We start from the raw sequence: 23,919 nt of genomic DNA, 5'->3' as shown, positions 1-23,919 counted from the left end.
CAATAACTCTTCACTATTCTACTATGTTTTCCAAGGGTTGTCTTTTATCAATCCCTAACTTCCGCTTTCTCAATCAAGCGTTTAATTGGGACAAAAGAGGTGCGATGGAGCGGTGTTACCCCATATTGCGCTAAAGCTGCTAAGTGCGCCTTTGTCCCATACCCTTTATGTTGACCAAACCCATATTGCGGATAGTCTTGATCCGCTTCATACATCGATTGATCACGCGCATCTTTTGCTAAAATAGAGGCCGCACTAATCTCTGCAAAGAGAGCGTCCCCCTTGATGATCGTAATTGCCGGCACATCACTTTTCGGATCTTGATTCCCATCAACTCGAAGTAACTGAGGCTGAATAGAGAGTGCAGTTACAGCACGACGCATCGCTAATAGTGTTGCTTGTAGAATATTGATCTCATCAATTTCTGCAACGGAGCTACTGGCAATGGCCCATGCTAATGCTTTCTCTTTGATCTCGGAAGCTAAAATAGCCCGGCGCTTCTCACTCAACTTCTTAGAATCATCAAGCCCCTTAATAGGACAATCAGGGTCTAATATCACTGCAGCAGCATAAACATCACCACAGAGTGGCCCTCTGCCCGCCTCATCAACACCGGCAACTAAACCTACAAAATCCTCTTCCGGAAAGAGTCCTAGTTGCTGATCTTCTGACTTTATCATAAGAGAAGCCCTCGCTCTTTTAAAAGGGAGATAACAGCCTCTTTTGCCACTTGATCAGAATCGAGGCGTAATGAGAGATGCATCTCGTTAAATTGTGCTAATTTCTCACTATTTTCAGGACTCTCTTTCAAGATTTCCCCAACTTCTAAAGCAATCCTCTCTGGCGTGACCTCCTGTTGGAAAAGCTCCGTTACAAGGGGCTCTTTTGCTAATATATTGGGAAGTGAAAAATGGGAAATTTTTACGATTTTAGGTGCTAACCATGCAGTAATAGCATTAAACCGATAACAGACAACCATCAATCGCTTCAACAACATCGCCTCTAAAGCAGCGGTTCCCGAAGCTAATAGAACTCCCTTTGAAGCACTCATAATCTCACGTGAACGCCCCTGAAATAGATGCACCTTCTCCCGTAATTCGAAGGGAAGCTCCCATAGGGCACTCTGAATCATCTGATAAATTTTTGGAGTTGCTGCCGGTATTAGAAACTCTAATGTAGGGGAACGCTTTAAAATCAAGGGGAGACTCTCTAAAAAGAGGGGTAATAATCGATTAATCTCTCCTCGACGGCTTCCCGGCAATATTGCTAAATACTCCCTTTCTTGAGGAAGATCTAATGCTACTTTTGCAGAAGCACGATCGATCTCCAAAGGAATCTCACCCCCTAGACGATGACCAACACAGATACTATCCACTTGATGTTTTTGATAGAACTCCACCTCAAAAGGAAAGAGGGTTAATACACGATCGATATATTTCCGAATCTGTTTAACACGCCCTTCTCGCCAAACCCAAACCGAAGGTGAGACATATTGAAATGTAGTAATATCAAGCGCTTTGAGAGACTTTGCCAAACGAAGATTAAAATCAGGAGCATCGATACCAATAAAACAGAGAGGTCGGCGCTCTTTTGCCACAGTGACCAATTCCGCTTTAATCTTAAGGAGTTTAGGTAACTCTTTGAGAACCTCTACAAGTCCCATGATAGAGAGTGATTCTATAGGGACAATCGATTCTAAACCCGCTTCAATCATCATCGGTCCCCCAATACCGAAAAAATGCGCATTGGGGTAGCTCTCTTTGAGTGATGTTATCAGTCCACCGCCTAAGAGATCTCCTGATAGTTCACCGGCAACGAGCATAAACAGAGGTGTTTGCTCCTCTAAATTAACTTCTATCGAAGTTCGACCAAGTACTTCTGGTTCACGATCATCTACTCTACTCATCTCTATCTCCTCGATTTATCTCTCTACCGACTCTCATTACTTCTCTCAGTTTAGGCCTACCTTATCACTAGTTTTCATCGTTATAGCTTGCAATAGTTTACAACTTTATCTACTTCACAATTTTATGCTACAACTTCGATACGCTCGATATATTTTACAAACCTCAAGCACTCTAAAAAATCTACAATCGCTATAAATTCTATCTACCACTATCAATTTTGATGCTATCGATCTTATTAAAAAAATAGAGAAATAAGAAATCGAGAAACAAGAAAAAGAAAAACACCTAATAGATATCGAAATAGCTACAAGATCTCTCTTTCGCTTCTCCTCTATTAAGTGTCATTATTAATTATTAATTATTAATTATTAATTATTAAACATCATTCATTAAGTACCCAAAAGGTCATTAAAGTAAGAGAACTAAGCCTCTTTTAATCTACTCTCTGAACTGATATCTCTTGTCAGCAACTAACGGATAATACCGCGATCTTCCGTCTCTTCTAAGAACTTCACCATCTTCTCAAGATGAGGGGCATCTACTGCTAACTCTTTAATCTTTAAGATCGCATCTTGAAGAGAGAGATCTTGCCGGTAGAGCGCTTTATAAGCATCTTTCGTTGCCTTAATCGCTTCAGGCGAGAACCCTCTTCGACGCAAGCCTTCTGAGTTAATTCCTGATGGAACTGCACGATATCCTGCGGCAGTTACAAAAGGAGGAACATTCCGATGAATACCGGAAGAGAACCCTGTAATTGCACCTTCACCAATACGGCAGCGTTGATAGATCATCGAATAGCCACCGAGAATGACATCATCTTCTATCACGGCATGACCTGCTAAAGAGGCACCATTTGCAAAGATAGTACGACTTCCCACGATGCAATCATGAGCAATATGACATGTTGCCATAATCCAGTTATCATCACCGATCTTTGTCACAGCATTATCTTGGATCGTTCCGCGACTGATACTGACATATTCCCGTATCGTATTGCGATCACCGATCTCTAGAAAGACCTTATCTCCCGCTTTAAACTTCTTGTCCTGTGGCACTTCACCAATCGAGCAGAACTGATAGAAGGTATTCCCCTCACCAATCGTTGTGGGCCCTTGAATCACAACATGAGAAGTCAAAACGGTATCTTTACCAATCGTTACATCAGGTCCAATAACGCAATAAGGTCCAACTTCCACACTCTCATGCAATTTTGCAGAAGGATCGATCACTGCGGTTGGATGTATTAATACTTTTTTCATTATTCAAATGCCTCACGGCGAGTACACATCAATTCAGCTTGGCATACTAATTTGCCATCAACATATGCCTTCCCTTCAAAAGCCCAAATTCCTCTTTTTGCGCGAAGAAATTGTACTTTAAGATCTAATACATCACCCGGCTCAACAGGTCTACGGAATCGAGCTTTATCAATACCCACAAAGTAATAGATCGATTGATCAGTAGAGTCATAATCTTCAACCGATTTAAAACTCAATATGCCGGTCGCTTGGGCTAATGCTTCTAAAATAAGCACTCCAGGCATAATCGGTTTAACGGGAAAATGGCCTTGGAAAAAGGGCTCATTATAGGTGACATTTTTACGAGCGTGTAACGTCTCATTTGGCGTAAAGTCAAGTACACGATCAATCATTAAAAAAGGGTATCGATGGGGTAAATATGTCATGATCTCATTGATATCGATTACTTTGTTATCGCTCATAATTATTATTCTCTATTCTCTTCTATTTAATATCTAAACTAATATCTAAACTGATATCTAACTTAATGTTTTCACTAATTCTTCACTGATTCTTCACTAATTTTTTAGTGACACTTTAACGCTTTTAATCTAACGCTTTTTTACTTCCTTATTACTCTCCGCTTACCCTCTACTTCTCTCTATTTGGCTGATCTAATGCTGCTAACTGCCCTAACTGAGCCTCTAGCTTTTTGACCCGATCAAAGAGATCTCCCAAACGTTTAATGCGGGCACTATTATAGCGCCACTCGCGATTTTCCAAAACAGGAGGAATGGAGGAGTAGATCTTTCCTGACTTAAGTGGCTGACTCACCTGCGTTCCACCGGTAACAACCACATTATCCTCAATCTTCATATGACCATTCATACCAACGCCGCCACCAATAACAACATTGTTTCCAATATCTGTAGAGCCGGCAATACCGGTATAACCTGCGATAACAGTATTTTCTCCAACAATACAGTTATGCCCTAACTGCACATGGTTATCGATCTTCGTTCCTCGACCAATAATCGTATCTTCTATCGCACCGCGATCGATACAACTGCCGGCACCAATATCAACATCATCCGCTAAGATCACGCGCCCTAATTGTGCAACCTTAATATAACCTGCTTTCGTTCGGGCAAAACCGAAACCTTCAGCACCGATCACGGCATTAGGATGCAGAACAACTCGATCCCCTAACTGACACTCATAGCGAACCGTAACGCTAGAAAAGAGGTAGCAAGATTCACCAAGCGTCACATCTCGCTCAATCATACAGTGGGCATCGATATAACTATTATCGCCAATGATCACATTCTCCCCAATCACACTATAAGCACCGATCGTCACATTTTCACCAATTTTTGCGGTCGGCGCGATTCTCGCAGTGGGATCGATTCCTGAAAAATTACGATAATCTTCCTGAAAAAGCTGAGTCACATAGGCCCATGCGGCATGGGTATTTTGACAGATAATTGCCGGCTGAGTAACATGCTCAAAATTACGAGCATCAACTAAGATAGCAGAAGCTTCCGTGCTCTCTAGATATTGACGATAGCGGGGATTATGGAAAAAAGAGAGCGTATTAGGTTTTCCATGCTGGATTGTGGAGAGCCCTAAAATATTAATTGCACCATCACCATGGAGCTCAACCACTTCACCTTTTGAGATAAGGTAATCAAAAATCTGTTGTAATGTCATCTACTTCTCGCTTTTCTCTTCCGTTTTCTCTTGCGACTCTTCCTTCACTAATGTTTGGAAGATCGGCTCTGTTAAATAGAGTGACTCTTTAGAAAAGAGTAATCCTGACTCTAAAATCAGATCATAATCGTGATCTTGCGCATATTCTAATATTGCGTTATTGATCTCTCTTTGTAGCTTATAGAGCTCCTCATTTTTACGAAGATTGAACTCCTGACGCGTATCATTACTGAGTCTGACAAACTCTCGTTCAAGATTGACAATATGGCGCTCTAACTCACGCGCAACTGAGGCTTCATTATTACCATTCATCAATTCCCGGCGCAGACTTTCAATCTGATCACGCTTATTGAGAAGATATTGATCTCTTGCAAAGAACTCCTCATTCAGAAGTGAATAGATATCCTTCTGTTCAATATATTTCTCTAGTAAGAGATTAATATCAACCACGCCTATCTTCAGCTCTTTTGCCAAGGAGATAGGAGTAAAAACAATGAAAGCAGCAGTTAATAGTACTGCTGCTCCCTTTCTTAAAATGCCTTTAAACATTATCTTTTCACCACTACTTAGTAAGGGATACCAATTGAGAACTGGAATTTCTGCTCTCTATCACCTTCACGAGTTTTAAATGGTTTCGCATAGGAGAATGCAAGTGGACCAAGTGGGGATAACCAGACAAAGCTCGCACCCGCTGAATAACTCACATCTCCAAATTCTGGCTTACTCGGTTTTGAGGTGACATTCCCGGCATCTACAAAGAGACTCCAACGAACATCATTATTATCTTGGAATCCAGGAACCTTCATAATCAATTCTGCTGTCGCGTTATAGCGCAATGAACCTCCCATCGAGTCGCCATTTTCATATTTTGGCCCGATTGAACTTCCGCGATAACCACGAACCGATCCTAAACCACCGGCATAGAAGTTTTCAAAGAATGGAAGTGAAGTATCACCATCATTCCCGTAACCCCAACCCATCATGATATCGCCACGGAGAGAGAATACATAATCCTCATTCTCACTCAATGGATAGTAGCTCTGATGTTTTAAGAGTAATTTGTAGAATTTAGAGTCTGATCCCGGCAATGTTCCCGTAATCGTTGCACTATTGAGAGATCCCTCTGATGAGAAGATCGTTCTATTTCGAGTATCGCGATAGATTCCAACATTCGCTCGATAGAGATTCAGTTTGGCCTTATAGAGACGCCCTTCAGTATGGCTATTAACACAAGCCATTCCACAATCTAGTTTTGCAATCTCTTCAACAATCTTATTAGGAGACGCATGAGTTGTACGAAGCTTTAACTGCTCATAACCAATTCCGGCACGAATCGCAGTATATTCAGAGAGCGGGTAACCGAAATTGAACATTAGAGAGAGTCCATCGGCAATATAGTTACCACTATCGTCATAGTCATGTTTCTGCTTACTATAACTTAAGGAGACACCTGCACTTAATCCATCTTTCGTAAAATAGGGATTCATATAATCGATGCCGTAGTAACTACCGCTCTTATTGGTCTCAGCCTGAACATTAAGCTCATGCCCTGTTCCCATAAAGTTTGGTTGATTGAAACCGGCATTAATACCAAACTTACTATCCATACCATAACTTAAACCGAAAGTGATCGATCCGGCACTACGTTCTTTAACACGGTAGGTAAGATCTACCACACCCTCTTCGACTGGCTCAGTTAAGACCTCAACATCTTCCACATGTGCAAGACGCTGAATACGAACCCGTGAGCGCTCGATATCACTTGTTACAAATGGACCACCCTCCATTTGTCGTAACTCTCTACGGAATACCTCATCTTGCGTTCGCTCATTACCTTCAATATTGATGCGATTGACGTAGTAACGTTCACCTTGGTCGATCGCAAAGGAGAAGCTAACGGTATCGGTCTCTTCATTGATTCGAGGAATTGCGTTGACTCGCGCTTGAGCATACCCCTCATTTCCTAATCGATCTTGCAACGTTTTAACTGCTGCTTCAACTGTTTTAGCTCGATAGAGTGAACCCGGTTTAATATCAATTAAAGAGAGCAGCTCCTCTTTATCAACGCTCGGATAGTTTCCAACAACGGTGAAGTCGCCAAAGTGGTATTGCTTCCCTTCATGAATATCGATATCAAGATAGACCGTATCCTGATTCGGGCTAATGGTCGCACTTGAGTAGTTGATCTCAGCCTTGAGATAACCATTATTACGATAATATTGTTGAACTTGATCGAGTTCATCTTGAATAGTATAAGGGTCGTAACGATCGCCGGAGGAGAAGATCGTTCTAAAGCCCGATTCACGAACACGCATCTGACGTAATAATTTACTGTCAGAGACATTCTCATTACCCGTGAAATTAATTTTCTTAATCTGCCCTGTTCGCCCTTCTGAGATCTCAAATTGAATCTCAGCTCGGTTGCGTGGCAATTCAATCACCTTTGGCTCAATTCTTACCGCATATTTACCACGGGTTTCATAAGCTTTAAGAAGATTGTTTTTCGCATTTTCTAATGAAGAGTCTTTAAGGCTCTCTCCTACCTTAAGGTTTGCTGCAGAAATAATCTGATTGAGCTGCGGATCTTTAAGATCACGATTACCTTTAAAGGTGACTCGAGAAAGAACAGGATACTCTTCTACCTCAACGATAAGATTAGAGCGTACAGTGGATTCCACTGGCTGACAGCGGGGATCATCAAACGTACAGGGAATCTCTTCATAAATATATTCAATTTCAGGTTCAGCGGGCTCTGTACGGATATTGCCAAATGGGCCGGCACCACGCACTGTCGATGGTTGTTTTTGCACCGGAACTGCTACTGTGATCGATTTTGGCCTTGTACGCCCCAAAATTCTTCCATTGGGCGTTTTCACTGTGACATTTTTAAAAAGTCCCGTAGCATGAAGCTTCTCGACGATATCTTTAACATTCCCCTTCTGAACTGGGGCATCTGGATTGAGACCTAAAGTGGTAAAGACAACACCCGGGTTAACCTGCTCTAATCCTTCTACGCGAATATCTTTCACTTCATACTTTTGGGCAAAAGTTGCGGCCCCAAGCATTAAGCTCGTAGCTAAAAAAACTCTCTTTATATCGACAATAGCCATTATATTTTTCTCTAATAATTAGGGCATAGAAATGCATCTATAAACTGCGTTAATATACCGAATAACTTCAAAAATTCCAATTAATTATCTATTTAGAACCACTTGCTAATATCATAAAAGATCACAAAAGCCATAAATAGAAATAGGAAGAGAGCACCGATCTGCATCACTCGCATCGAGAGTGTTTGCGGGATTCTATCCCGACCTACCGTCGCCTCAATTCCTAAACCGACTAACCGTCCGCCATCTAGAACCGGGATCGGTAGTAAGTTTAAAATTCCGAGATTGACACTAAAGAGCGCCATCAATTGAATAAAATAGACCCAGCCTGCATCAAGCTTCTTGCCGGCAACATCTGCAATCGTTACAGGGCCTGCCATCACATTAGGGTGAATATCACCTGTTATCATTCTACCGATAAATTTAAAAATCATAAGAGAATTTTGATAAGTATCAGCAATAGCATATTGAAAAGCCTCAAAAAGAGGATACTTTTGCAATGTCTGCATCTGCTCAAATTCAGCGGCAACCTCCGGCGAGAGCTGCGTAATACCGACTCCTAACATAAACCGACCACTTTCATTACGGTTCAACTCAACCGGCACCTCAATAATCTGCCCTTTACGCAAAACCTCAACCGGTAGCAAAACTTTATTATCTGACGCAGCTTCTAACTGTGCCATTGTTAAAAGAAGGTCTTGCCAAGAATCGATACGGTGGTTACCAATTTTAAGAATCTCATCATCGAGTTGTAATCCTGCAAGCTTACCTGCACCACCATCTGTCAGAACACCAATTTTTGCCGGCACTCTCGGCATGTAGAGATTAATCCCTAATTGCTGATCGATATATTGATTCGCATTAAGCCTTAAGGGCTCATCCATTCTAATCTCTATCTGCTCTAGACGTCCATTTCGTAAAACATCAACATCTGCTTTACCATCATTAAGATGTTCTACAAAACGCATCATCATCTCTTCAAAGGTTCTAACGGAAGCGCCTTCAACCGCAATAATCTCATCTCCTCGCTCAAATCCCGCCTCAGCAAAGACAGATTGAACCGGAGGGGTATCAATTTTTGCTTTAAATGCTGGCATTCCATAGAGATAGAGGCCAAAAAGAAGAATAATCGCAAAGAGAAGGTTGACTAAAGGGCCTGCAGCAATCACAACTGCACGCTTCCAAATAGGTTGCGCATTGAAAGTCTTACTCTGATCCGCCGGATCGACTTTATGAACGCGATCATCTAGCATCGCAACATATCCACCTAGCGGGATAAGGCCGATACGATACTCCACACCATCTTTGCCTCGGCGGCTCCAAACCTTCTTCCCAAAACCGATACTAAAGGTTAAGACTTTAAACCCTAACTTTCTTGCTGCATAGAAATGGCCAAACTCATGGAGTGTCACCAAAACACCCATCAGAATTAAAAAACCAAAGATAGAGTTAAACAACATCGACATTTAAGATCAGCCTTTTTAGTAAAATTTTACAACTTAACAGAGTGCCTTAGCCATCTGACGAATCTCTTGATCATACTCTAAAAGAGCCTCCTCTGTCTGTAATGCATTAGCTGACATCACCACTCGATCTAAAACTTCAGCCACCTTATCCGCTATCTCAACAAAGGTGATTTTTTGTGCTAAAAATGCCGACACAAAAATTTCATTAGCGGCATTGAGTGCCACTAAGTAGGGTGTGCCGGCAATAAGAGACTCCTGCGCAAGGCGAAGTGCAGGAAAAGTGACAAGATCAGGCTCTTCAAAAGTTAATGCCGACATCTTTGTCAAATCGAGATAGGATGCCCCCGATACAACTCGTTGCGGATATGCTAATGCATGGGCGATAGGAATTGCCATATCAGCAGCACCCATCTGAGAGATCAAAGAGCCATCTATATACTCAACCAATGAGTGGATCATACTTTGAGGATGAACCACAACACTCAACTTCTCTACCGGCATAGAGAAGAGAAAATGTGCTTCGATCAATTCAAGCCCCTTATTCATCAAGGTTGCCGAATCGATCGTCACCTTTGCCCCCATAGACCAATTAGGGTGCTTGAGAGCATCTTCTAATGTTACCTTCTCTAGATCTTGTCGCTGATAACCTCTGAAAGGCCCTCCGGAAGCAGTTAGAATTAGACGTTTAACACCTTCATAACTCAACTCACCACCTCTTTTAGGAAGGGATTGAAAGAGCGCATTATGCTCACTATCGATTGGCAAAATCGTCGCGCCATGGGCTTTCGCTTCCGCCATAAAGAGTGCGCCCCCTAAAACAAGCGTCTCTTTATTCGCCAATAGAATGGTCTTACCTGCTCTAGCGGCTGACAGACTAGAGAGAAACCCTTTTGCCCCCACAATCGCCGCGACAACAAGATCTATTTCCCTCTCTGTTACAAGCTCAATAATAGCTGCCTCACCCCCTAACACCACCGTTGGTAAGTTAGCGGCTTCTACCAATTTTTTAAGGCTGTTAGCTGCAGATTCATTCTCTAAAACTGCATACTTAGGCTCAAACTCCTGACAGAGTTGCATCATCTTATCAACACTCTGATTCGCAACCAGAGAGTGAACTTGATAGAGCGCCCGATTGTTGCGAATCACCTTAAGTGTTGAATCACCAATCGAACCTGTTGCACCTAAAATAGAGATCTGTTTTTTCATATAAAACTTAACCCTACAAAGAAGAGCGGCGCAGCTGCCGTTAAAGCATCAATACGATCTAATACCCCGCCATGGCCGGGCAAAATATTACCGCTATCCTTCATTCCAGCATGACGCTTCACCACACTCTCAAAGAGATCGCCAGAGATAGAGATAATCACTACCAAAAGACTCAAAGAGACAAAATTAAGAATTAACATCATTCGTTCTTGAGCGATAAAGATCGCAGTTTCATCACTTGTAAAGTAGAGAATTGCCGCTAAAGAGAAGAGCCCTGCAAGAACAATCCCGCCAATAGCACCTTCAACACTCTTCCCTGGACTAATGGTGACGGCCAACTTTCTCTTACCAAATTTCCGCCCAACAAAATAGGCACCACTATCGGCAATAATCACCAATAAAATAAGGTAGAGGAGCAGAATAAGCCCTTGCTGCAATACCGTTAAAGTGATCATTAATGCAGCTAGTGAAAGGATACTGACGACGAAGAGAAACTCTCTATTAGTTAGAAAGGAGAGCGGCCTTCTCGCATAGATGGAGAGAATAAAAGGCATCATGAGCCAAAAGAGGGACATCAGCAGTAAAAGCCCAAAGAGAAGTGGGTTACTGCGCACAAAGAGCGCAAGTCCACCAACAATCTGATCTGTCTCGCGATTGCCCAATAAAAGCGCACCAACAACGAGTAGGAGTGTAATAGAACCGACACCAATATAGACTCTCTTCTGCATCCCTGAGAGCTTTAAGAGATTACTCCACTCAAAAAGCCCAATAACCGAGATCAAAAAGAGTAGGAGAGAGAAGAGAGAGGTTGGTAAAAAAAGGATGGCAAGTAGTGCCGCAACCCCTAAAATAATGCCGGTAATAATGCGTTGCTTCATAATTTATCTCCCACCAAATCGTCGTTCACGACGATAAAATTCAGCCAAAGCGGCCTCAAATTCTTTCTCACCAAAATCGGGCCAATGGCAATCGATAAAGTAGAGTTCGGCATAAGCTAACTGCCAAATTAAGAAGTTGCTAATTCGCTGCTCTCCACTTGTACGGATCAAGAGATCAACAGGAGGAAGGTCACTCATTGTTAGCGCTTTCTCAAATCGAGACTCTGTAATCTCATCGATCTCAAGATCTCCAGCAACCACCTCTTCAGCCAAATTCTTACAAGCATTGACGATCTCTTGCCGGCCGCCATAATTGATCGCAACTACAAAATCTAGCACATCATTCTCTTGAGTAAGTTCTACCGCAGCAAATAACTTCTCCTGCAACTTTACAGAGAGCGGGGAGAGATCACCAATAAAAGAGAGGCGAACCCCCGCACGATGAAGTGCTTTGAGTTGCCCCTCTAATGTTTGGTAAAAGAGATCCATTAAGTAAGAGACCTCCTCTTGGGGTCTCTTCCAATTCTCCGTTGAAAATGCATAAACGGTTAAGACTTTAATACCATTTTTAATTGCACACTCAACGCTCCGTTTAACGGCTTTTACACCGGCTCGATGCCCTAATGCTCGTGCTAAACGATTTCTTTCAGCCCAACGGCCATTGCCATCCATAATGATGGCAACATGTTGACAGCGCTCTTTACCTTCGCTCACATTTAACCCTTAGCTTAAATTTCCATTAACTCTTCTTCTTTCGCTGCGAGTACTTCATCAATTTTTTTGATCGTAGCGTCAGTTAACTTCTGGATCTCATCTTCCGTACGGCGCTGTACATCTTCTGAAATCTCACCCTCTTTCTCTAAAGCAGAGATCTGGTTATTAGCATCACGACGAATATTACGCACTGCTACTTTCGCTTGTTCTGCTTCACCGCCGACTAACTTCACTAACTCTTTACGGCGCTCTTCTGTTAATGGTGGAAGTGGGATTCTAATTAAAGTACCTGTCGTTGCAGGATTCAATCCTAAATCACTATTGATAATCGCTTTTTCGATAGGGCCAACCATCTGTTTTTCCCATGGTGCAACACCTAAAGTTCGGGAGTCTTGCACTGTTAAGTTAGCAACCTGACTTAATGGCACCATAGAGCCGTAATATTCAACTTCAATATGATCTAAAATTGAGATATGAGCACGTCCTGTACGAATCTTCCCAAGGGCGCTAGCGAGTGCATCAACTGATTTATCCATACGAGTCTTTGCATCTTTGATGATATTTTGCGTCATTTAAATTTTCTCCAATTTTTATTCAACTGTTGTTCAATTTTTCTAAAAAAGGAGATGCCTACGGGCTACTGAGCCAGTAGCATCTCACACTTTAAAACTATTTAAGATTATTAAAAAACTAGAATAATTTTACCATACTCCTATTCAGGAGCGGTCTCTGATACTAAAGTTCCTACCGGCTCACCCTTTACAATACGCATTAGATCGCCTTCATTAAAGATATTAAAGACCTTAATGGGGAGATTATTTTCACGGCACATCACGAGGGCTGTGGCATCCATAACACCTAAATTTTGAGTGAGTGCATCGGTAAAAGTAATATGGTCATATCGTGTTGCGGTAGGATCTTTCATCGGATCTGCGGTATAGACGCCATCTACTTTTGTCGCTTTCAACATAATTTCAGCATTGATCTCAATCGCACGAAGTGCTGCGGCAGAGTCTGTTGTAAAGAACGGATTACCGGTACCTGCGGCAAATATAGTCACTCTCTTTTTCTCAAGGTGACGGACAGCACGGCGACGAAGATAATCTTCACACACTTCATTGATACGAATAGCGCTCATCACACGAACGTAAACATCCCGAGATTCCAGTGCATCTTGAAGCGCTAATGAGTTCATCACAGTTGCCAACATCCCCATATGGTCACCAGCAACACGATCCATCCCCGCTTCTGCTAATCCTGCCCCACGAAAGATATTCCCACCACCGATTACAACTCCGACCTCAACACCAATACGGTTTAATGCCTTGATCTCATCGGCAATACGTCCGATAGTAACCGGATCGATACCATAATCGGCGTCACCCATTAATGCCTCGCCACTGAGCTTCAATAAAATGCGCTTATATTTAGGGGCTTGACTCATAACTATACACTTCCTTTATATTAGATTTGAGACTCAACAAAATTTGTGAATATAGTACTTCATTTAGCATCGATTGAATAGCACCACAGCTTCTAAATCCTGCTTTATCTTCCTTCGCTCAATCTGCTTTTAATCTCTACTTTATTTTTTACCAATGAGCTATTGATCGCTCTTTCATCCCGCGTTTAACCCTTTTCCCACCTCCATTTATCACAATGGAGAGATCGCTTATTTCCCCTTATCGATTTCCAATTAATCTTCTGGCAACTCCCCTGAAGAGTCCGCTAATAAGATGGAAGCATCATCACTTTCAGCCTGTTCTTTATCTAACAAAAGCTGATCAAGTTTCGCTTCTAGCTCTGCCACGCGCTGCGTCAACAACTCCACTTTCTCTCTTGTCTTCAATAGAACCTTCTCTTGAATCTCAAACTCTTCATAGCGAACAAATTTAAAATTACTCAAGGCTGAATCAACCCCCTCTTTGACTAATTTCTCCACTTCGCCACCGGCATTTTTTACCCCATCAGGGAGCGCATCATGAAGGCGTCCGGCGATATCTTGTATAAAGTTTTTAGGCATCTTGTCCTCTCTTATGTTAATAGTTGCTATAATCCTAACCCATATTAAAATGAGTTCGAAATTCAATCGGCGTTTGAAATCGGCGTTTAATCGAGTTCATGATTCGAGGTCATGATCCGAATTGAAGATTGATCTTAGATCATTCTAGCTCTCTTCATTAAAATCAGAGAGTGTAGGATAAATAAAATAAATAATTTTAATAGAGCGAATACCTCCTTCAAAGATCCCCTCTTCTGCTTTTCTATTTTACTGATGCATACTTTACTGATGCTTTTTAACCAATAAATATAATGAGCAACTTGAAGGGGAATAATGAAGGGGAATAAAGAGAGTTTCCGCTCTATTTTAACAGCGATTAGATCCCCACTCCCTACTTAGGGCGTCAATATATCATTAAAAGCATAAAAGCGAGCCAACTCATGCACAATGAATCCCCACTGCAAGCTATTAAAATTGTTATGGTTAATACGACACATCCCGGAAATATCGGCGCGGCAGCACGAGCGATGCGGGTGATGGGATTATATAACTTAACGTTAGTGAATCCTCATAAATTCCCAAGTAAAGAGGCCACTGCCCTAGCAAGTGGTGCTCTTGATGTCTTAGAAAATGCCATTGTCACTGAGACACTCTCTGAGGCGGTTGCCGATTGTCAATATATCTTCGGCACTAGCGCTAGAAGTCGCCATATCGGTAAGCCAGAGCTCCCTATTGAAGAGGGTATTGAAGAGATCCGCTCAATTCTCTCACAAATACCTGATGCAAAGATTGCAATCCTCTTTGGTACAGAGAGAACGGGATTAACTAATGAAGAGGTCGATATCTGCGATAAACTCTTCTATATCCCGACAGAAAATAATTACAACTCTCTCAACATCTCTCAAGCAATCCAGATTATTGCTTATGATTTGCGCCGACTACTCTCACAAGAGAAAGCAAAAGCGATCATTAAAGCCCCGCACTATGCCGGTGAGCTTCCTGCAACTCACGAAGCATTAGAAGGGCTCTTCTCCCACCTAGAACGAGTGATGATCGAAAGTGACTTTCTTGACCCCAACAATCCTAAGCATCTCATGCGCAAGGTACGAAAACTCTATAAAAAGGCGGCTTTAACGCAAGAAGAGATCAATATCTTACGTGGAACCCTAAATGCTTTAGAGAAACAAACGAAAAAAGTAGACCCCAAAGTAGATCCCAAAACAGACGAAGAAGCTGAAAAAGAGGAGTAGAGATTTATGATAAAAAGAGTAAAAGATGATATTAACAATATTAAAAAATTTGATCCGGCAGCGAGAACCTCTCTAGAGATTCTCCTCGCCTACCCCGGTCTTTGGGCTGTCTGGATTCATCGGATTGCACATGCCCTCTGGCGTAGACGTTTTAAAACAGTAGCCCGCTGGATCTCCACATGGAATCGCTTCTTAACCGGTATTGAGATCCATCCTGGGGCAAAAATTGGTGACCGCCTCTTTATCGATCATGGAATGGGGGTTGTCATTGGTGAGACGGCAGAAATTGGGGATGATTGTACGCTCTATCATGGTGTCACTCTTGGCGGAACAAGCCTTGAAAAAGGGAAGCGCCATCCAACCTTAGGTAATAATGTTGTGATAGGAGCGGGGGCAAAGATATTAGGTCCTATTACATTAGGAAATAATGCAAGCGTCGGTGCTAACTCCGTCGTTATTAAAGCTGTCCCCGATAATACAACAGCTGTCGGCATCCCTGCTCGCCTTTCCAAACCGGATCGTCCAAATCTTAAGAAAGAGATCGCTAATAAGCTCTTTAATGCTTATGGGATGAGTCATGATATTGAAGATCCTGAAGCAAATGCTATCAACCTTCTCCTCAACCATATTGAGAAGCTTGATAAAGCACTCTGCCAAATGCAAACGGAACTTAAAGCACAAAATATTAAGCTCAATGTAGAATGGCCAACGATCCAAGATTGTTCTTTTGATGATGATGGTCTTCATATCCACCAAGAGAAAGAGGAAGAAGATGCCTCTCAAGAAGATCAGAGTGATAAAAAAGAGAAAAACTCTCATACTAAGCAAGATGATAAAAGAGAAGATCAGCCACTTAATCAATAAAAGCGTGATAACAAAAACTAGAAAGCAATTGAGCTAGATATCGATTAGGCATCAGATACAAAACATTCGATGTTACATGTTAAGAAAATCATAAGGGGGAGATGCCGATTCGCAATCTCCCCCTTTTCTCTCTTCTCTTCAACTTTCTCTTCGGCTTTCTCTTCTATGGCTATATATCACTACTTAGCTATGTAAGCTGCCTCTCTAATCATTTTAAAGAAAGACCTTCTCGGCGCCTCTCTCTAACAGACGCAATACATCTTGATGATGCTCTGCCAAAATTGTTGAGAATTGATCAAAATCACGATTCCGTAAAGCATCAATCAGAGCATCATGTTCTATTAATGGTTTATAAACTTCTGCTCGCTGATGGAGATAGAGCTCATTTTGTATAAAGGCTAAACTCACAAAAAATGAAGGATAGCGCTCAATAAGGACACGACTGCCGGAGAATTGAACTAATGCATAATGGAATTGATAGTTGAGCAACCCAATATGCGCCATCTCTTCGCGCGATCCCCCCTTATCCATAATCGCCTGCATGTTAACGCGCATCTGCAGTGAAAGCTCCTCTAGATGCTCTATCAGTGGGGAGAGATCCTCAATTTTACAGACCTTACTTAACGCCTGATTCTCCAAGAAAAAACGTAGATGATAGAGATCAATGTGCTCTTCAAGTGTAAAGCTATTGAGAAAGGTCCCCTTATTCTCAATTTTTGTAGCGATTCCTTCACTCACCAAGATAAATATTGCTTCGCGTACAGAGGCTCGACTTGCTCCTGTTTTCTTCGCATACTTCTCTTCAAGGATCTTATCGCGAGGTTGAATCTCCCCTCTAATGATATCTTGAATAATGACCTCTTTAATTGTATTCGGCAGTGTCTGCGCGCGCTTTAGCTCCATAAAATATCGTTACCATCTCTGTTATAAGTAGATTAAAAGTTATGAAATAGATCGGGGAATCGCATCTTTCATCTCGCTGGCATCTGAAAAGCATAGTCAACCTGATCGATCCATTAAAAGATAACGAAATATAGTAGCGACTCTAAAAATTACTGCAACAATCTCCATCTAATAATTCATTCAAAATCCATCAACAATCATCAAGAATTGAGCACTACTTACCATATTACTTACCATACTAACTACAACACTAATGCAATTATTAGCTTCGATATCAGTTGCGATATCCGCTCTTATCTCAGCTGCCTCTCATTTCAACGGTGATATTACCTGCTCTTTTAAAACCTATTTCACAATCTCTTCATCAAACGTTTGCCCAAACATTAGTACTTAAACGATACCCCGTAGCGCTTTTGATTAAAACAGTTGCCGTAGCATCTCTCGCTCGCGCATACTCCTCAAGATGAAACGCCCCCTGTGATCCTTCCACTTGAATATCGACACGCTGCGGCAGAGATTTAATAGCCCATAACCATTCGCGAGCAACCTTTATGGAAAAAGGAGCTTCAGGATAGAGAATAATATCGATATCACTCTTTTCAGAAAGCGTCGGTAATCCCGTAGCTAACTCATACCCCAAACTCCCCCCCACGCCCCATCTGATTGAAGAGAAGAGTGTGCTTAATGTCATCAATGAAGAGAGAATCTCTGGAAACTGATTATGGCGAGCCCAATTTTGCCAAACTGCTTCTTGCGCCAAACTTTCAGGAGTAATGATTGACCGAACCCACTGCTCTAAAATAGTTGTACCATGTCGCTCTCCCCGTGTCTCCCCCCTTATTCCGATGGCAATCTCACCTTGAGCTACTATGCCCCGTCGTACAACATGGTAAGGCGTCTCCTCCCACCGCTTAATCGCCCACTCGGGAAAAAAGAGCGTATCAATCGATACGCCCTTCTTAATCTCAACAATATCATGTGGTTTAATTATTGCCATACTTATCGCCATACTTCCTCTAGTCGTGCTCTAACGCGATTAGTTTCCACCCGTCCAAATGAGGTTGCCTCTCTATTTTTATAGCGGAAGCTCAAATCCCGCTCATCTGGTGATAAACTTGCGATTGACTCTGTTATTGCCTTCAATAAAAGGGCAACATCTACCTCTGTCGGTTGATCAGCATGGGAGACCTCAAGAAGTTGATAGAGCGCCCCAAGCTTCTGGAAACTCTCAATATCATAGGCAATTGCCGGCACTTTTGCGGCAGCAGCATCAATCTCCTCGATGGTCCGCATTGTGACCCTCGCGGCTGATGCCTTCGACATCGCCTGAACATTAATCTTTGGATCATCAAGTGCAATCAAACGATTCGATTGTAAACCATGTGCTAAAAAAGCGCCTGAAATAGCATTTCCAACAATCACTCCAATCACCGGATGTCCTAGCTGTCTTGCTGTTGCATAAGCATCAACACTTGCGGCTAATGCGAGATGAATTCCAATTAGCTCCTCTTTATAACCATAAGCTTGACTCGGCACATCTATCACCATAATGATCGGACGCTTATTTTCTGATTCTCGATCCGCCTCAATCACCTCCCAGATCTGTTTTGCAAGCACAAAACCCTCCTGCAATCCTACCTCACCATTACGCACACGATAGAATCGATTCTCACGATTAGGAACAATCGCTAAATATCGACGCATCTGCCCATTCTGAACAACATCTGCTGCCAAAACAGAAGGGATTTCAGAATGGGGATTTTTAATTCCTGTTAATTGTGAAAACCAATGGTAACCTCGACTATCGCTCTCTGCACTAGCGCCTTCTGTAACTAATGGAAATCGATAGGTTTTGATCTCCTGAATCGATTTCTGATACTGTTTTGCATATGCCTCTGGCGTCAAGGGGTGCGAGAAATCGACCTCTTCCAAAATCTTTAAGAAACGATCTAATTGACGAGAGCGATACTCTGTCGGAGGATTCTCGATCACCTTTTCAATCGTGGCAATAATGGTCGCTACATCATCGGTAACAACTTCATCAACCAATCCTGTCTTCGCCTTCTGATTAACACCAATGGTATCCCAAATAAGCGCTTGATCGCTCGAATCAAACTCACGAACGCCCGCTTCCTGCTCAATAACCTCCGGCCCATTAAGCCCGACACGCGCTCGATTTGTCGCGATTAGATAAGATGTGAGCGCTGAAGTGATCGACATCCCCCCAAAAGAACCCACTAACCCCGGTACAAGCCCAATCACAGAAACATATTCGCGAAGAGCGACGATCATATTTTGAATCTCAGAGATCGAAAGAAGCCCATAGTTTGCCTCCTGAAGACGAACGCCACCGGTATCTAAGATTAAGATCGGATAAATCTTTTTACCTGCTCGATTCTCGTTCAGGACCTTCTCCAATGCAGCAGAGATCTTCGCTCCCCCAACTTCGCCTATTCCACCGCCTTGAAAGTGCCCCTCTAAAGAGATCACTAGCGCTTCCCTTCCCTGTAATTGTCCTCGCATTAAGATCACGCCATCATCACTTTGAGGAACAATCCCCTGAGGCAATAAATAGGGGCTCATTATCCCATCATAGGGATCTAAAAATTCTGTTGCACTTCCCGCATCTAAGAGTGCAATTGCTCGCTCTCTACCATTTAATTCAACAAAACTATTTCTCATCTTTCTTCAGCTCCTCTAATGCTTGTGCCAATCGAAGACCCACAACGCCAGGCGTAGCTCCAAAATCGTGAATAGTCACTTTGGCTAAGAGCGGGTATCGGGTAAAGAAACGTGTTAAGACCTTATCCCATACCGTTTCAAAACCATCACTTCCCGTAATTACAGAAATTTCAGCATACTCCCCTTTAATCGGCTCAAAAATCACCTCAAGATCACCAGAACCGACAACACCGATATGGGCTCGTCGCTCAATAAGCTCATGCCCCTTATATTTAAAACGCAACTGTTCCATCAATAACTCCTAATTTTTCTAAAAATATAATTGCAGCTAATAGATCCGCACTTCCACCCGGAGAGAGAGAATAATCACAACAATAGTGACAAAAATCAGCATAAGAAGAGAGACCAGCGGGCTGATCGAGCCCCAAGGTTAAAATCTTAATTGCCCGATTTTGAACATTGTGTAAGGTCGCAAGATCACTACGAGAGACGATACAACTATCTTCAACAACTGAAATCAATTGTAAAAGTCGCTCTAGCCAGTAGAGCTCGCTTCTCTGCTCATTGCGCCATCGCGTCGGCATCGCTATCACACTACTAAGTGAGGGGAATCCTGCTTGCGCCTCCTCTAAGGCTCCCCGAATTCCGTATCTCTGCTTCGCGATAACTCCATTTGTTAACACTTTGCTTCGATAACGCTCATCAGGAAAGGAAGCTAGTAGAGCAACCTCTTCCAATAATTCAACAAAGGTGAGCGTACAGCGATGACTCGCTAAGACTGCAATGAAGAGCCCTAAGATCCAGATCGCCCCGCGATGAGTATTGACCCCTTGGGTAACCGCTAACATCACCTCTTCTCCTTGGCGACCGATCTCGGCGATATCTTCCCTCAAAGCTTGTCCAATAGAGGCATTGAAAGCACGGTGAGCAATCTGATAAAAAGTGGGATAGAGACTCTCTGCAGACAACACTAAAAGCTGCCAATCCATATCATCATGTGCATTTGAACTCCAGCGATCCACCAATCCTGGCTTCGGACTTAAGGAGACCTCAAAGATAAGGGCTGAGACCGCCTGCATAGCCAGATGGTGAGCTAGCGAGTTTTCCTTCAACGATCTAGTAACCTCTATCCATTTCATCTACGCTTCACTCTATTATCTACACTACTTTTCATACTGGTCGATTTCCATACTGCTTTCTCTATTTCTTTCTCTATTCCTTCCATGATTTTTATGCTCTTTTTCATACTTTCACACTTTCATACTTTCGTGCTTCAGTACTTCAATACTTCAATACTTCAATACTTCAATGCTTCAATGCTTTTCTTCACATAAAATCTCACTTCAACTACAGAGCTTAACGAAATAGCCCCCCCTATCTTATGACCAACTTCTAAATTGTTTTGGAGGCTCGTAGAGTCCACCAGACCATGTGACCAGATCTTCAATTGAGTAGGCCGCAAGTAGTGATCGTTTCGCTTCAGTTCTTGCCACTTGCAGATCTTCTGGGAGTGCAATAATTTCTCGATCGCGCAATGATCGAACCTGCTCCTCTGTAACGGTATCACCAACTGGAGTAACTCCTGCTATAGCGGCGATAGCAGCTCTTCTCTCCTCTAACCCTTCAGCTTTATAGAGATAAGCAACACCCTCCTCCGTCACCAAATGAGTTGTATCATCACCATAGATCATGATGGGAACGATCGGTAAATTTGCCTGCTTCTTCACCTCTATCGCATCTAAGCGATCGACGATAACGGGCTTCTTATTCGCCCCATAAGTCTCTACCATCTGCACAACAATTTTTCGCCCTTTTGCCAGCTCTTCCTTCCCTGCTAAATCAAGCCAAGCTGCTGTTGAGTGGCGTCTTCCGCCCGGATTGTGCCCCATATTCGGCGCACCGCCAAATCCGGAGAGGCGACCTAAAGTCACTGTTGAAGAGTTTCCCTCTCGGTCGATCTGTAGGGAGGAGCCTATAAACATATCAACGGCATACTGCCCAGCAACTTGGCACATCGCTCGATTTGAACGCATTGAACCATCTCTCCCTGTGAAAAAGATGTCGGGACGAGCACGAATATAACGCTCCATTCCCACCTCTCCACCAAAACTATGAATACTCTCAACCCAGCCAGACTCAATCGCGGGGATCATCGTAGGATGGGGATTTAACGCCCAATGTTTAGCGATTTTTCCCTTCAAACCCAACTTCTCTCCATAAGTAGGTAAAAGAAGCTCAATCGCAGCGGTATTAAAGCCGATTCCATGATTTAATGATTGCACTTGATGCTTCTCATAAATCCCCCGAATCGCCATCATTGCCATCAAGATTTGAATCTCCGTAATCGCTTTCGGATCGCGCGTAAAGAGTGGCTCTAAGATATAAGGCTCATCTGCAACAACAATCGCATCTACCCAAGAGGCCGGTATATCGATTCGTGGCAACTGATCAACCTTCTCATTGACCTGGACAATCACAATTCCATCTTTAAAGGCTGCCGCTTCAACAATAGTAGGGGTCTCTTCGGTATTAAAGCCCGTATAGAGATTTCCCGCATCATCAGCCTTATCTGCAGCGACTAAAACAACATTAGGGATAAGGTCGATAAAGAGGCGACCATAGAGTTCAAGATAAGTATGGATATCTCCTAACTGTACAACTTGATCCTCGATCATCTGAGCAATTCGTAAACTTTGTGCGCCGGCGTAAGAGAAGTCGAGCCTCTTTGCAATTCCCTTCTCAAAAATCGTTAAATGCTCTGGTCGAGAGATACTCGGCATAATCATATGAAGCTGATTAACGCGATCTATATCCACCTCTAACAGCTTTTGTGAAAGAAAAGAGGCTTGCTTTTGATTATCCCCTTCTAAAACGACACGATCACCCGGCGAAATAAGTGCCTCTAATGCTGCGACAATATTGCTACTATCGACATATTTCCCCTGCATCATTGGGGCAATTTTGGCCATTTTCGCCACTTTTTTTTGTCGCTTAAGATCCCACTGTTTTTCATTAGTCATACTTCACTACTCCGTTTCTTATATAAAAAGATGGTATCTGATATGCCATATTGATCAACACTATATGTAAGCTGATCAGGATAGCGTTGCCTTACAAGATTCGTTAAAGTTGAACCCGGAGGAAGCTCGATAAAGTGCAGCATCCCATTCTCAACAGCTACTTGCATCATATCGAGCCAACGCACTGGATGAACTACATTGTGGATAAGGTCCTCTGCAATCTCATCAGCATCACTCAACAATCGCCCTGTACAATTCCCTAAATAGGGGACAAGAGGCGCATGAAACTCAATCTCTGTAGCTAACTGCTCTAATGCTTCTGCAACCGGCTTCATCAAAATTGAATGAGATGGCGTCGGCACCGCTAGACGTTTAGCAAGCCCCGCTCCATGCGCTTTTGCAACAGTAATCAGCGCATCAATCCCCTTCCAGCTCCCTGAGATAGTCATCTGTAACTCTTCATTTTGATTAGAGAGATAGACAGGATTCTCCATATTAAATTGCAGCTCAATTAAGGTTGCCAATTCCTGCTGGGTTAAGCCTGTAATCACCCCCATTCCATACCCTGAAGGGTAGAGAGATTGCATTAATGAAGCGCGTCGATATACAAGCTTTATTGCATCAGATGCACTCAAAACTCCTGCAATCACAGCGGCGCTAAAAGCCCCTAAAGAGTGACCGGCAACCATATCGATAGCAATTCCAGCATCCCTCAATTGATCGGCCGCACTTAGCTCTGTTATCAGTAGTGCTAGCTGAATATCCACTGTCTGCTGATAATCAGGCGGCCGCTGTTGAAAATCCTTTCCTGTCTCAGCCTTAACCTGCTGAAAATAGAGAGGATCAACATTCTCTAACATTGCTAAATTTTGTGATCCCTGACCAGGAGCGAGCCAAATGGTACGATTATTCAAAGTAATCTCCCTTTGCAATAGCTTGAATAAAATCAGCGTTCAATATCCATTGAAA

23 protein-coding genes are annotated in these 23,919 nt (G+C 42.7%); 2 read left to right on the top strand and 21 right to left on the bottom strand.

The features are described 5' to 3' along the window. Window positions 1–47: 47 nt before the first annotated feature. The 14 genes from rnhB to B9T19_RS01455 form a co-directional block, all read right to left on the bottom strand. Entirely contained in the window at window positions 48–680 is a 633-nt protein-coding gene (rnhB, locus tag B9T19_RS01520; RefSeq protein WP_094566849.1) for a ribonuclease HII, read from the bottom strand. After that, window positions 677–1,906, bottom strand: a complete 1,230-nt coding sequence (gene lpxB / locus B9T19_RS01515; protein WP_094566848.1) for a lipid-A-disaccharide synthase — start codon at window positions 1,904–1,906, stop codon at window positions 677–679. The genes rnhB and lpxB overlap by 4 nt, the downstream gene beginning before the upstream one ends. Window positions 1,907–2,377: 471 nt before the next feature. Then, complete coding sequence (gene lpxA, locus B9T19_RS01510; protein WP_094566847.1) at window positions 2,378–3,166, bottom strand: acyl-ACP--UDP-N-acetylglucosamine O-acyltransferase; 789 nt, start codon at window positions 3,164–3,166, stop codon at window positions 2,378–2,380. After that, window positions 3,166–3,630, bottom strand: a complete 465-nt coding sequence (gene fabZ, locus B9T19_RS01505) for a 3-hydroxyacyl-ACP dehydratase FabZ (protein ID WP_369828055.1) — start codon at window positions 3,628–3,630, stop codon at window positions 3,166–3,168. Before fabZ ends, lpxA begins: the two co-directional genes overlap by 1 nt. Window positions 3,631–3,796: 166 nt before the next feature. Then, complete coding sequence (gene lpxD / locus B9T19_RS01500) at window positions 3,797–4,855, bottom strand: UDP-3-O-(3-hydroxymyristoyl)glucosamine N-acyltransferase (RefSeq protein ID WP_094566845.1); 1,059 nt, start codon at window positions 4,853–4,855, stop codon at window positions 3,797–3,799. Continuing rightward, window positions 4,856–5,404 carry an OmpH family outer membrane protein gene (locus B9T19_RS01495; protein ID WP_094566844.1) on the bottom strand — a complete coding sequence of 183 codons (549 nt, stop codon included), beginning with the start codon at window positions 5,402–5,404 and terminating at the stop codon, window positions 4,856–4,858. 17 nt (window positions 5,405–5,421) lie between these two features. Next, window positions 5,422–7,965, bottom strand: coding sequence for an outer membrane protein assembly factor BamA (bamA, locus tag B9T19_RS01490; protein ID WP_094566843.1), 2,544 nt, complete (start codon window positions 7,963–7,965; stop codon window positions 5,422–5,424). 92 nt (window positions 7,966–8,057) lie between these two features. Next, on the bottom strand, window positions 8,058–9,425 hold the full coding sequence (gene rseP, locus B9T19_RS01485) for an RIP metalloprotease RseP (RefSeq protein WP_158214324.1): 1,368 nt from the start codon (window positions 9,423–9,425) through the stop codon (window positions 8,058–8,060). A 39-nt stretch (window positions 9,426–9,464) separates the two neighbouring features. After that, window positions 9,465–10,637 (bottom strand): 1-deoxy-D-xylulose-5-phosphate reductoisomerase, encoded by a 1,173-nt coding sequence (gene dxr, locus B9T19_RS01480; protein ID WP_094566841.1) that lies wholly within the window; start codon window positions 10,635–10,637, stop codon window positions 9,465–9,467. Then, window positions 10,634–11,515, bottom strand: coding sequence for a phosphatidate cytidylyltransferase (locus B9T19_RS01475; RefSeq protein ID WP_094566840.1), 882 nt, complete (start codon window positions 11,513–11,515; stop codon window positions 10,634–10,636). The genes dxr and B9T19_RS01475 overlap by 4 nt, the downstream gene beginning before the upstream one ends. A gap of 3 nt (window positions 11,516–11,518) precedes the next feature. Further along, a complete protein-coding gene (gene uppS, locus B9T19_RS01470) occupies window positions 11,519–12,229 on the bottom strand; it encodes a polyprenyl diphosphate synthase (RefSeq protein WP_198959025.1) in 711 nt (236 codons plus the stop codon). 14 nt (window positions 12,230–12,243) lie between these two features. Continuing rightward, a complete protein-coding gene (gene frr / locus B9T19_RS01465) occupies window positions 12,244–12,801 on the bottom strand; it encodes a ribosome recycling factor (protein WP_094566839.1) in 558 nt (185 codons plus the stop codon). A gap of 140 nt (window positions 12,802–12,941) precedes the next feature. Beyond that, window positions 12,942–13,673, bottom strand: a complete 732-nt coding sequence (gene pyrH / locus B9T19_RS01460; protein ID WP_094566838.1) for a UMP kinase — start codon at window positions 13,671–13,673, stop codon at window positions 12,942–12,944. A 252-nt stretch (window positions 13,674–13,925) separates the two neighbouring features. Further along, the gene (locus B9T19_RS01455) at window positions 13,926–14,252 is read right to left on the bottom strand and encodes an accessory factor UbiK family protein (protein WP_094566837.1); all 327 of its coding nucleotides are present in this window, start codon (window positions 14,250–14,252) and stop codon (window positions 13,926–13,928) included. A 419-nt stretch (window positions 14,253–14,671) separates the two neighbouring features. Between B9T19_RS01455 and B9T19_RS01450 the strand changes: the two genes are divergently transcribed. Together B9T19_RS01450 and epsC are read left to right on the top strand one after the other, a co-directional pair. Next, window positions 14,672–15,481, top strand: a complete 810-nt coding sequence (locus tag B9T19_RS01450; protein ID WP_094566836.1) for an RNA methyltransferase — start codon at window positions 14,672–14,674, stop codon at window positions 15,479–15,481. A 6-nt stretch (window positions 15,482–15,487) separates the two neighbouring features. After that, entirely contained in the window at window positions 15,488–16,345 is an 858-nt protein-coding gene (gene epsC / locus B9T19_RS10885; protein ID WP_094566835.1) for a serine O-acetyltransferase EpsC, read from the top strand. 213 nt (window positions 16,346–16,558) lie between these two features. Here the strand turns inward: epsC and B9T19_RS01440 are convergent, their stop codons facing one another. The 7 genes from B9T19_RS01440 to B9T19_RS01410 form a co-directional block, all read right to left on the bottom strand. After that, on the bottom strand, window positions 16,559–17,248 hold the full coding sequence (locus B9T19_RS01440) for a GntR family transcriptional regulator (RefSeq protein ID WP_094566834.1): 690 nt from the start codon (window positions 17,246–17,248) through the stop codon (window positions 16,559–16,561). Window positions 17,249–17,612: 364 nt separating this feature from the next. Beyond that, the gene (locus B9T19_RS01435; protein ID WP_158214323.1) at window positions 17,613–18,245 is read right to left on the bottom strand and encodes a malonate decarboxylase holo-ACP synthase; all 633 of its coding nucleotides are present in this window, start codon (window positions 18,243–18,245) and stop codon (window positions 17,613–17,615) included. Window positions 18,246–18,247: 2 nt separating this feature from the next. Further along, the gene (gene mdcD, locus B9T19_RS01430; RefSeq protein WP_094566832.1) at window positions 18,248–19,930 is read right to left on the bottom strand and encodes a biotin-independent malonate decarboxylase subunit beta; all 1,683 of its coding nucleotides are present in this window, start codon (window positions 19,928–19,930) and stop codon (window positions 18,248–18,250) included. Next, window positions 19,920–20,222: a malonate decarboxylase subunit delta gene (locus tag B9T19_RS01425; protein WP_094566831.1), complete on the bottom strand. Its 303-nt coding sequence runs from the start codon at window positions 20,220–20,222 to the stop codon at window positions 19,920–19,922. The genes mdcD and B9T19_RS01425 overlap by 11 nt, the downstream gene beginning before the upstream one ends. Further along, window positions 20,203–21,042, bottom strand: coding sequence for a triphosphoribosyl-dephospho-CoA synthase (locus tag B9T19_RS01420; RefSeq protein ID WP_158214322.1), 840 nt, complete (start codon window positions 21,040–21,042; stop codon window positions 20,203–20,205). The genes B9T19_RS01425 and B9T19_RS01420 overlap by 20 nt, the downstream gene beginning before the upstream one ends. Window positions 21,043–21,309: 267 nt before the next feature. Continuing rightward, window positions 21,310–22,950: a malonate decarboxylase subunit alpha gene (mdcA, locus tag B9T19_RS01415; protein ID WP_094566829.1), complete on the bottom strand. Its 1,641-nt coding sequence runs from the start codon at window positions 22,948–22,950 to the stop codon at window positions 21,310–21,312. Continuing rightward, the gene (locus tag B9T19_RS01410; RefSeq protein WP_094566828.1) at window positions 22,947–23,864 is read right to left on the bottom strand and encodes an ACP S-malonyltransferase; all 918 of its coding nucleotides are present in this window, start codon (window positions 23,862–23,864) and stop codon (window positions 22,947–22,949) included. The genes mdcA and B9T19_RS01410 overlap by 4 nt, the downstream gene beginning before the upstream one ends. Between the last annotated feature and the right edge of the window lie 55 nt (window positions 23,865–23,919).

The sequence above is a fragment of the Ignatzschineria sp. F8392 genome (genome assembly GCF_002252045.1).
GTDB lineage: Bacteria > Pseudomonadota > Gammaproteobacteria > Cardiobacteriales > Wohlfahrtiimonadaceae > Ignatzschineria.
Note: the sequence above shows the minus strand (reverse complement) of the source record. Positions and strands in the feature narration are given on the sequence as shown.

Excerpts from the sequence above, each read along its gene's own strand:
- rnhB (WP_094566849.1), bottom strand. The coding sequence starts at position 680 with ATGATAAAGTCAGAAGATCAGCAACTAGGACTCTTTCCGGAAGAGGAT.
- lpxB (WP_094566848.1), bottom strand. The coding sequence starts at position 1,906 with ATGAGTAGAGTAGATGATCGTGAACCAGAAGTACTTGGTCGAACTTCG.
- lpxA (WP_094566847.1), bottom strand. The coding sequence starts at position 3,166 with ATGAAAAAAGTATTAATACATCCAACCGCAGTGATCGATCCTTCTGCA.
- lpxD (WP_094566845.1), bottom strand. The coding sequence starts at position 4,855 with ATGACATTACAACAGATTTTTGATTACCTTATCTCAAAAGGTGAAGTG.
- B9T19_RS01495 (WP_094566844.1), bottom strand. The coding sequence starts at position 5,404 with ATGTTTAAAGGCATTTTAAGAAAGGGAGCAGCAGTACTATTAACTGCT.
- bamA (WP_094566843.1), bottom strand. The coding sequence starts at position 7,965 with ATGGCTATTGTCGATATAAAGAGAGTTTTTTTAGCTACGAGCTTAATG.
- rseP (WP_158214324.1), bottom strand. The coding sequence starts at position 9,425 with ATGTTGTTTAACTCTATCTTTGGTTTTTTAATTCTGATGGGTGTTTTG.
- dxr (WP_094566841.1), bottom strand. The coding sequence starts at position 10,637 with ATGAAAAAACAGATCTCTATTTTAGGTGCAACAGGTTCGATTGGTGAT.
- B9T19_RS01475 (WP_094566840.1), bottom strand. The coding sequence starts at position 11,515 with ATGAAGCAACGCATTATTACCGGCATTATTTTAGGGGTTGCGGCACTA.
- frr (WP_094566839.1), bottom strand. The coding sequence starts at position 12,801 with ATGACGCAAAATATCATCAAAGATGCAAAGACTCGTATGGATAAATCA.
- pyrH (WP_094566838.1), bottom strand. The coding sequence starts at position 13,673 with ATGAGTCAAGCCCCTAAATATAAGCGCATTTTATTGAAGCTCAGTGGC.
- B9T19_RS01455 (WP_094566837.1), bottom strand. The coding sequence starts at position 14,252 with ATGCCTAAAAACTTTATACAAGATATCGCCGGACGCCTTCATGATGCG.
- B9T19_RS01450 (WP_094566836.1), top strand. The coding sequence starts at position 14,672 with ATGCACAATGAATCCCCACTGCAAGCTATTAAAATTGTTATGGTTAAT.
- epsC (WP_094566835.1), top strand. The coding sequence starts at position 15,488 with ATGATAAAAAGAGTAAAAGATGATATTAACAATATTAAAAAATTTGAT.
- B9T19_RS01440 (WP_094566834.1), bottom strand. The coding sequence starts at position 17,248 with ATGGAGCTAAAGCGCGCGCAGACACTGCCGAATACAATTAAAGAGGTC.
- B9T19_RS01435 (WP_158214323.1), bottom strand. The coding sequence starts at position 18,245 with ATGGCAATAATTAAACCACATGATATTGTTGAGATTAAGAAGGGCGTA.
- mdcD (WP_094566832.1), bottom strand. The coding sequence starts at position 19,930 with ATGAGAAATAGTTTTGTTGAATTAAATGGTAGAGAGCGAGCAATTGCA.
- B9T19_RS01425 (WP_094566831.1), bottom strand. The coding sequence starts at position 20,222 with ATGGAACAGTTGCGTTTTAAATATAAGGGGCATGAGCTTATTGAGCGA.
- mdcA (WP_094566829.1), bottom strand. The coding sequence starts at position 22,950 with ATGACTAATGAAAAACAGTGGGATCTTAAGCGACAAAAAAAAGTGGCG.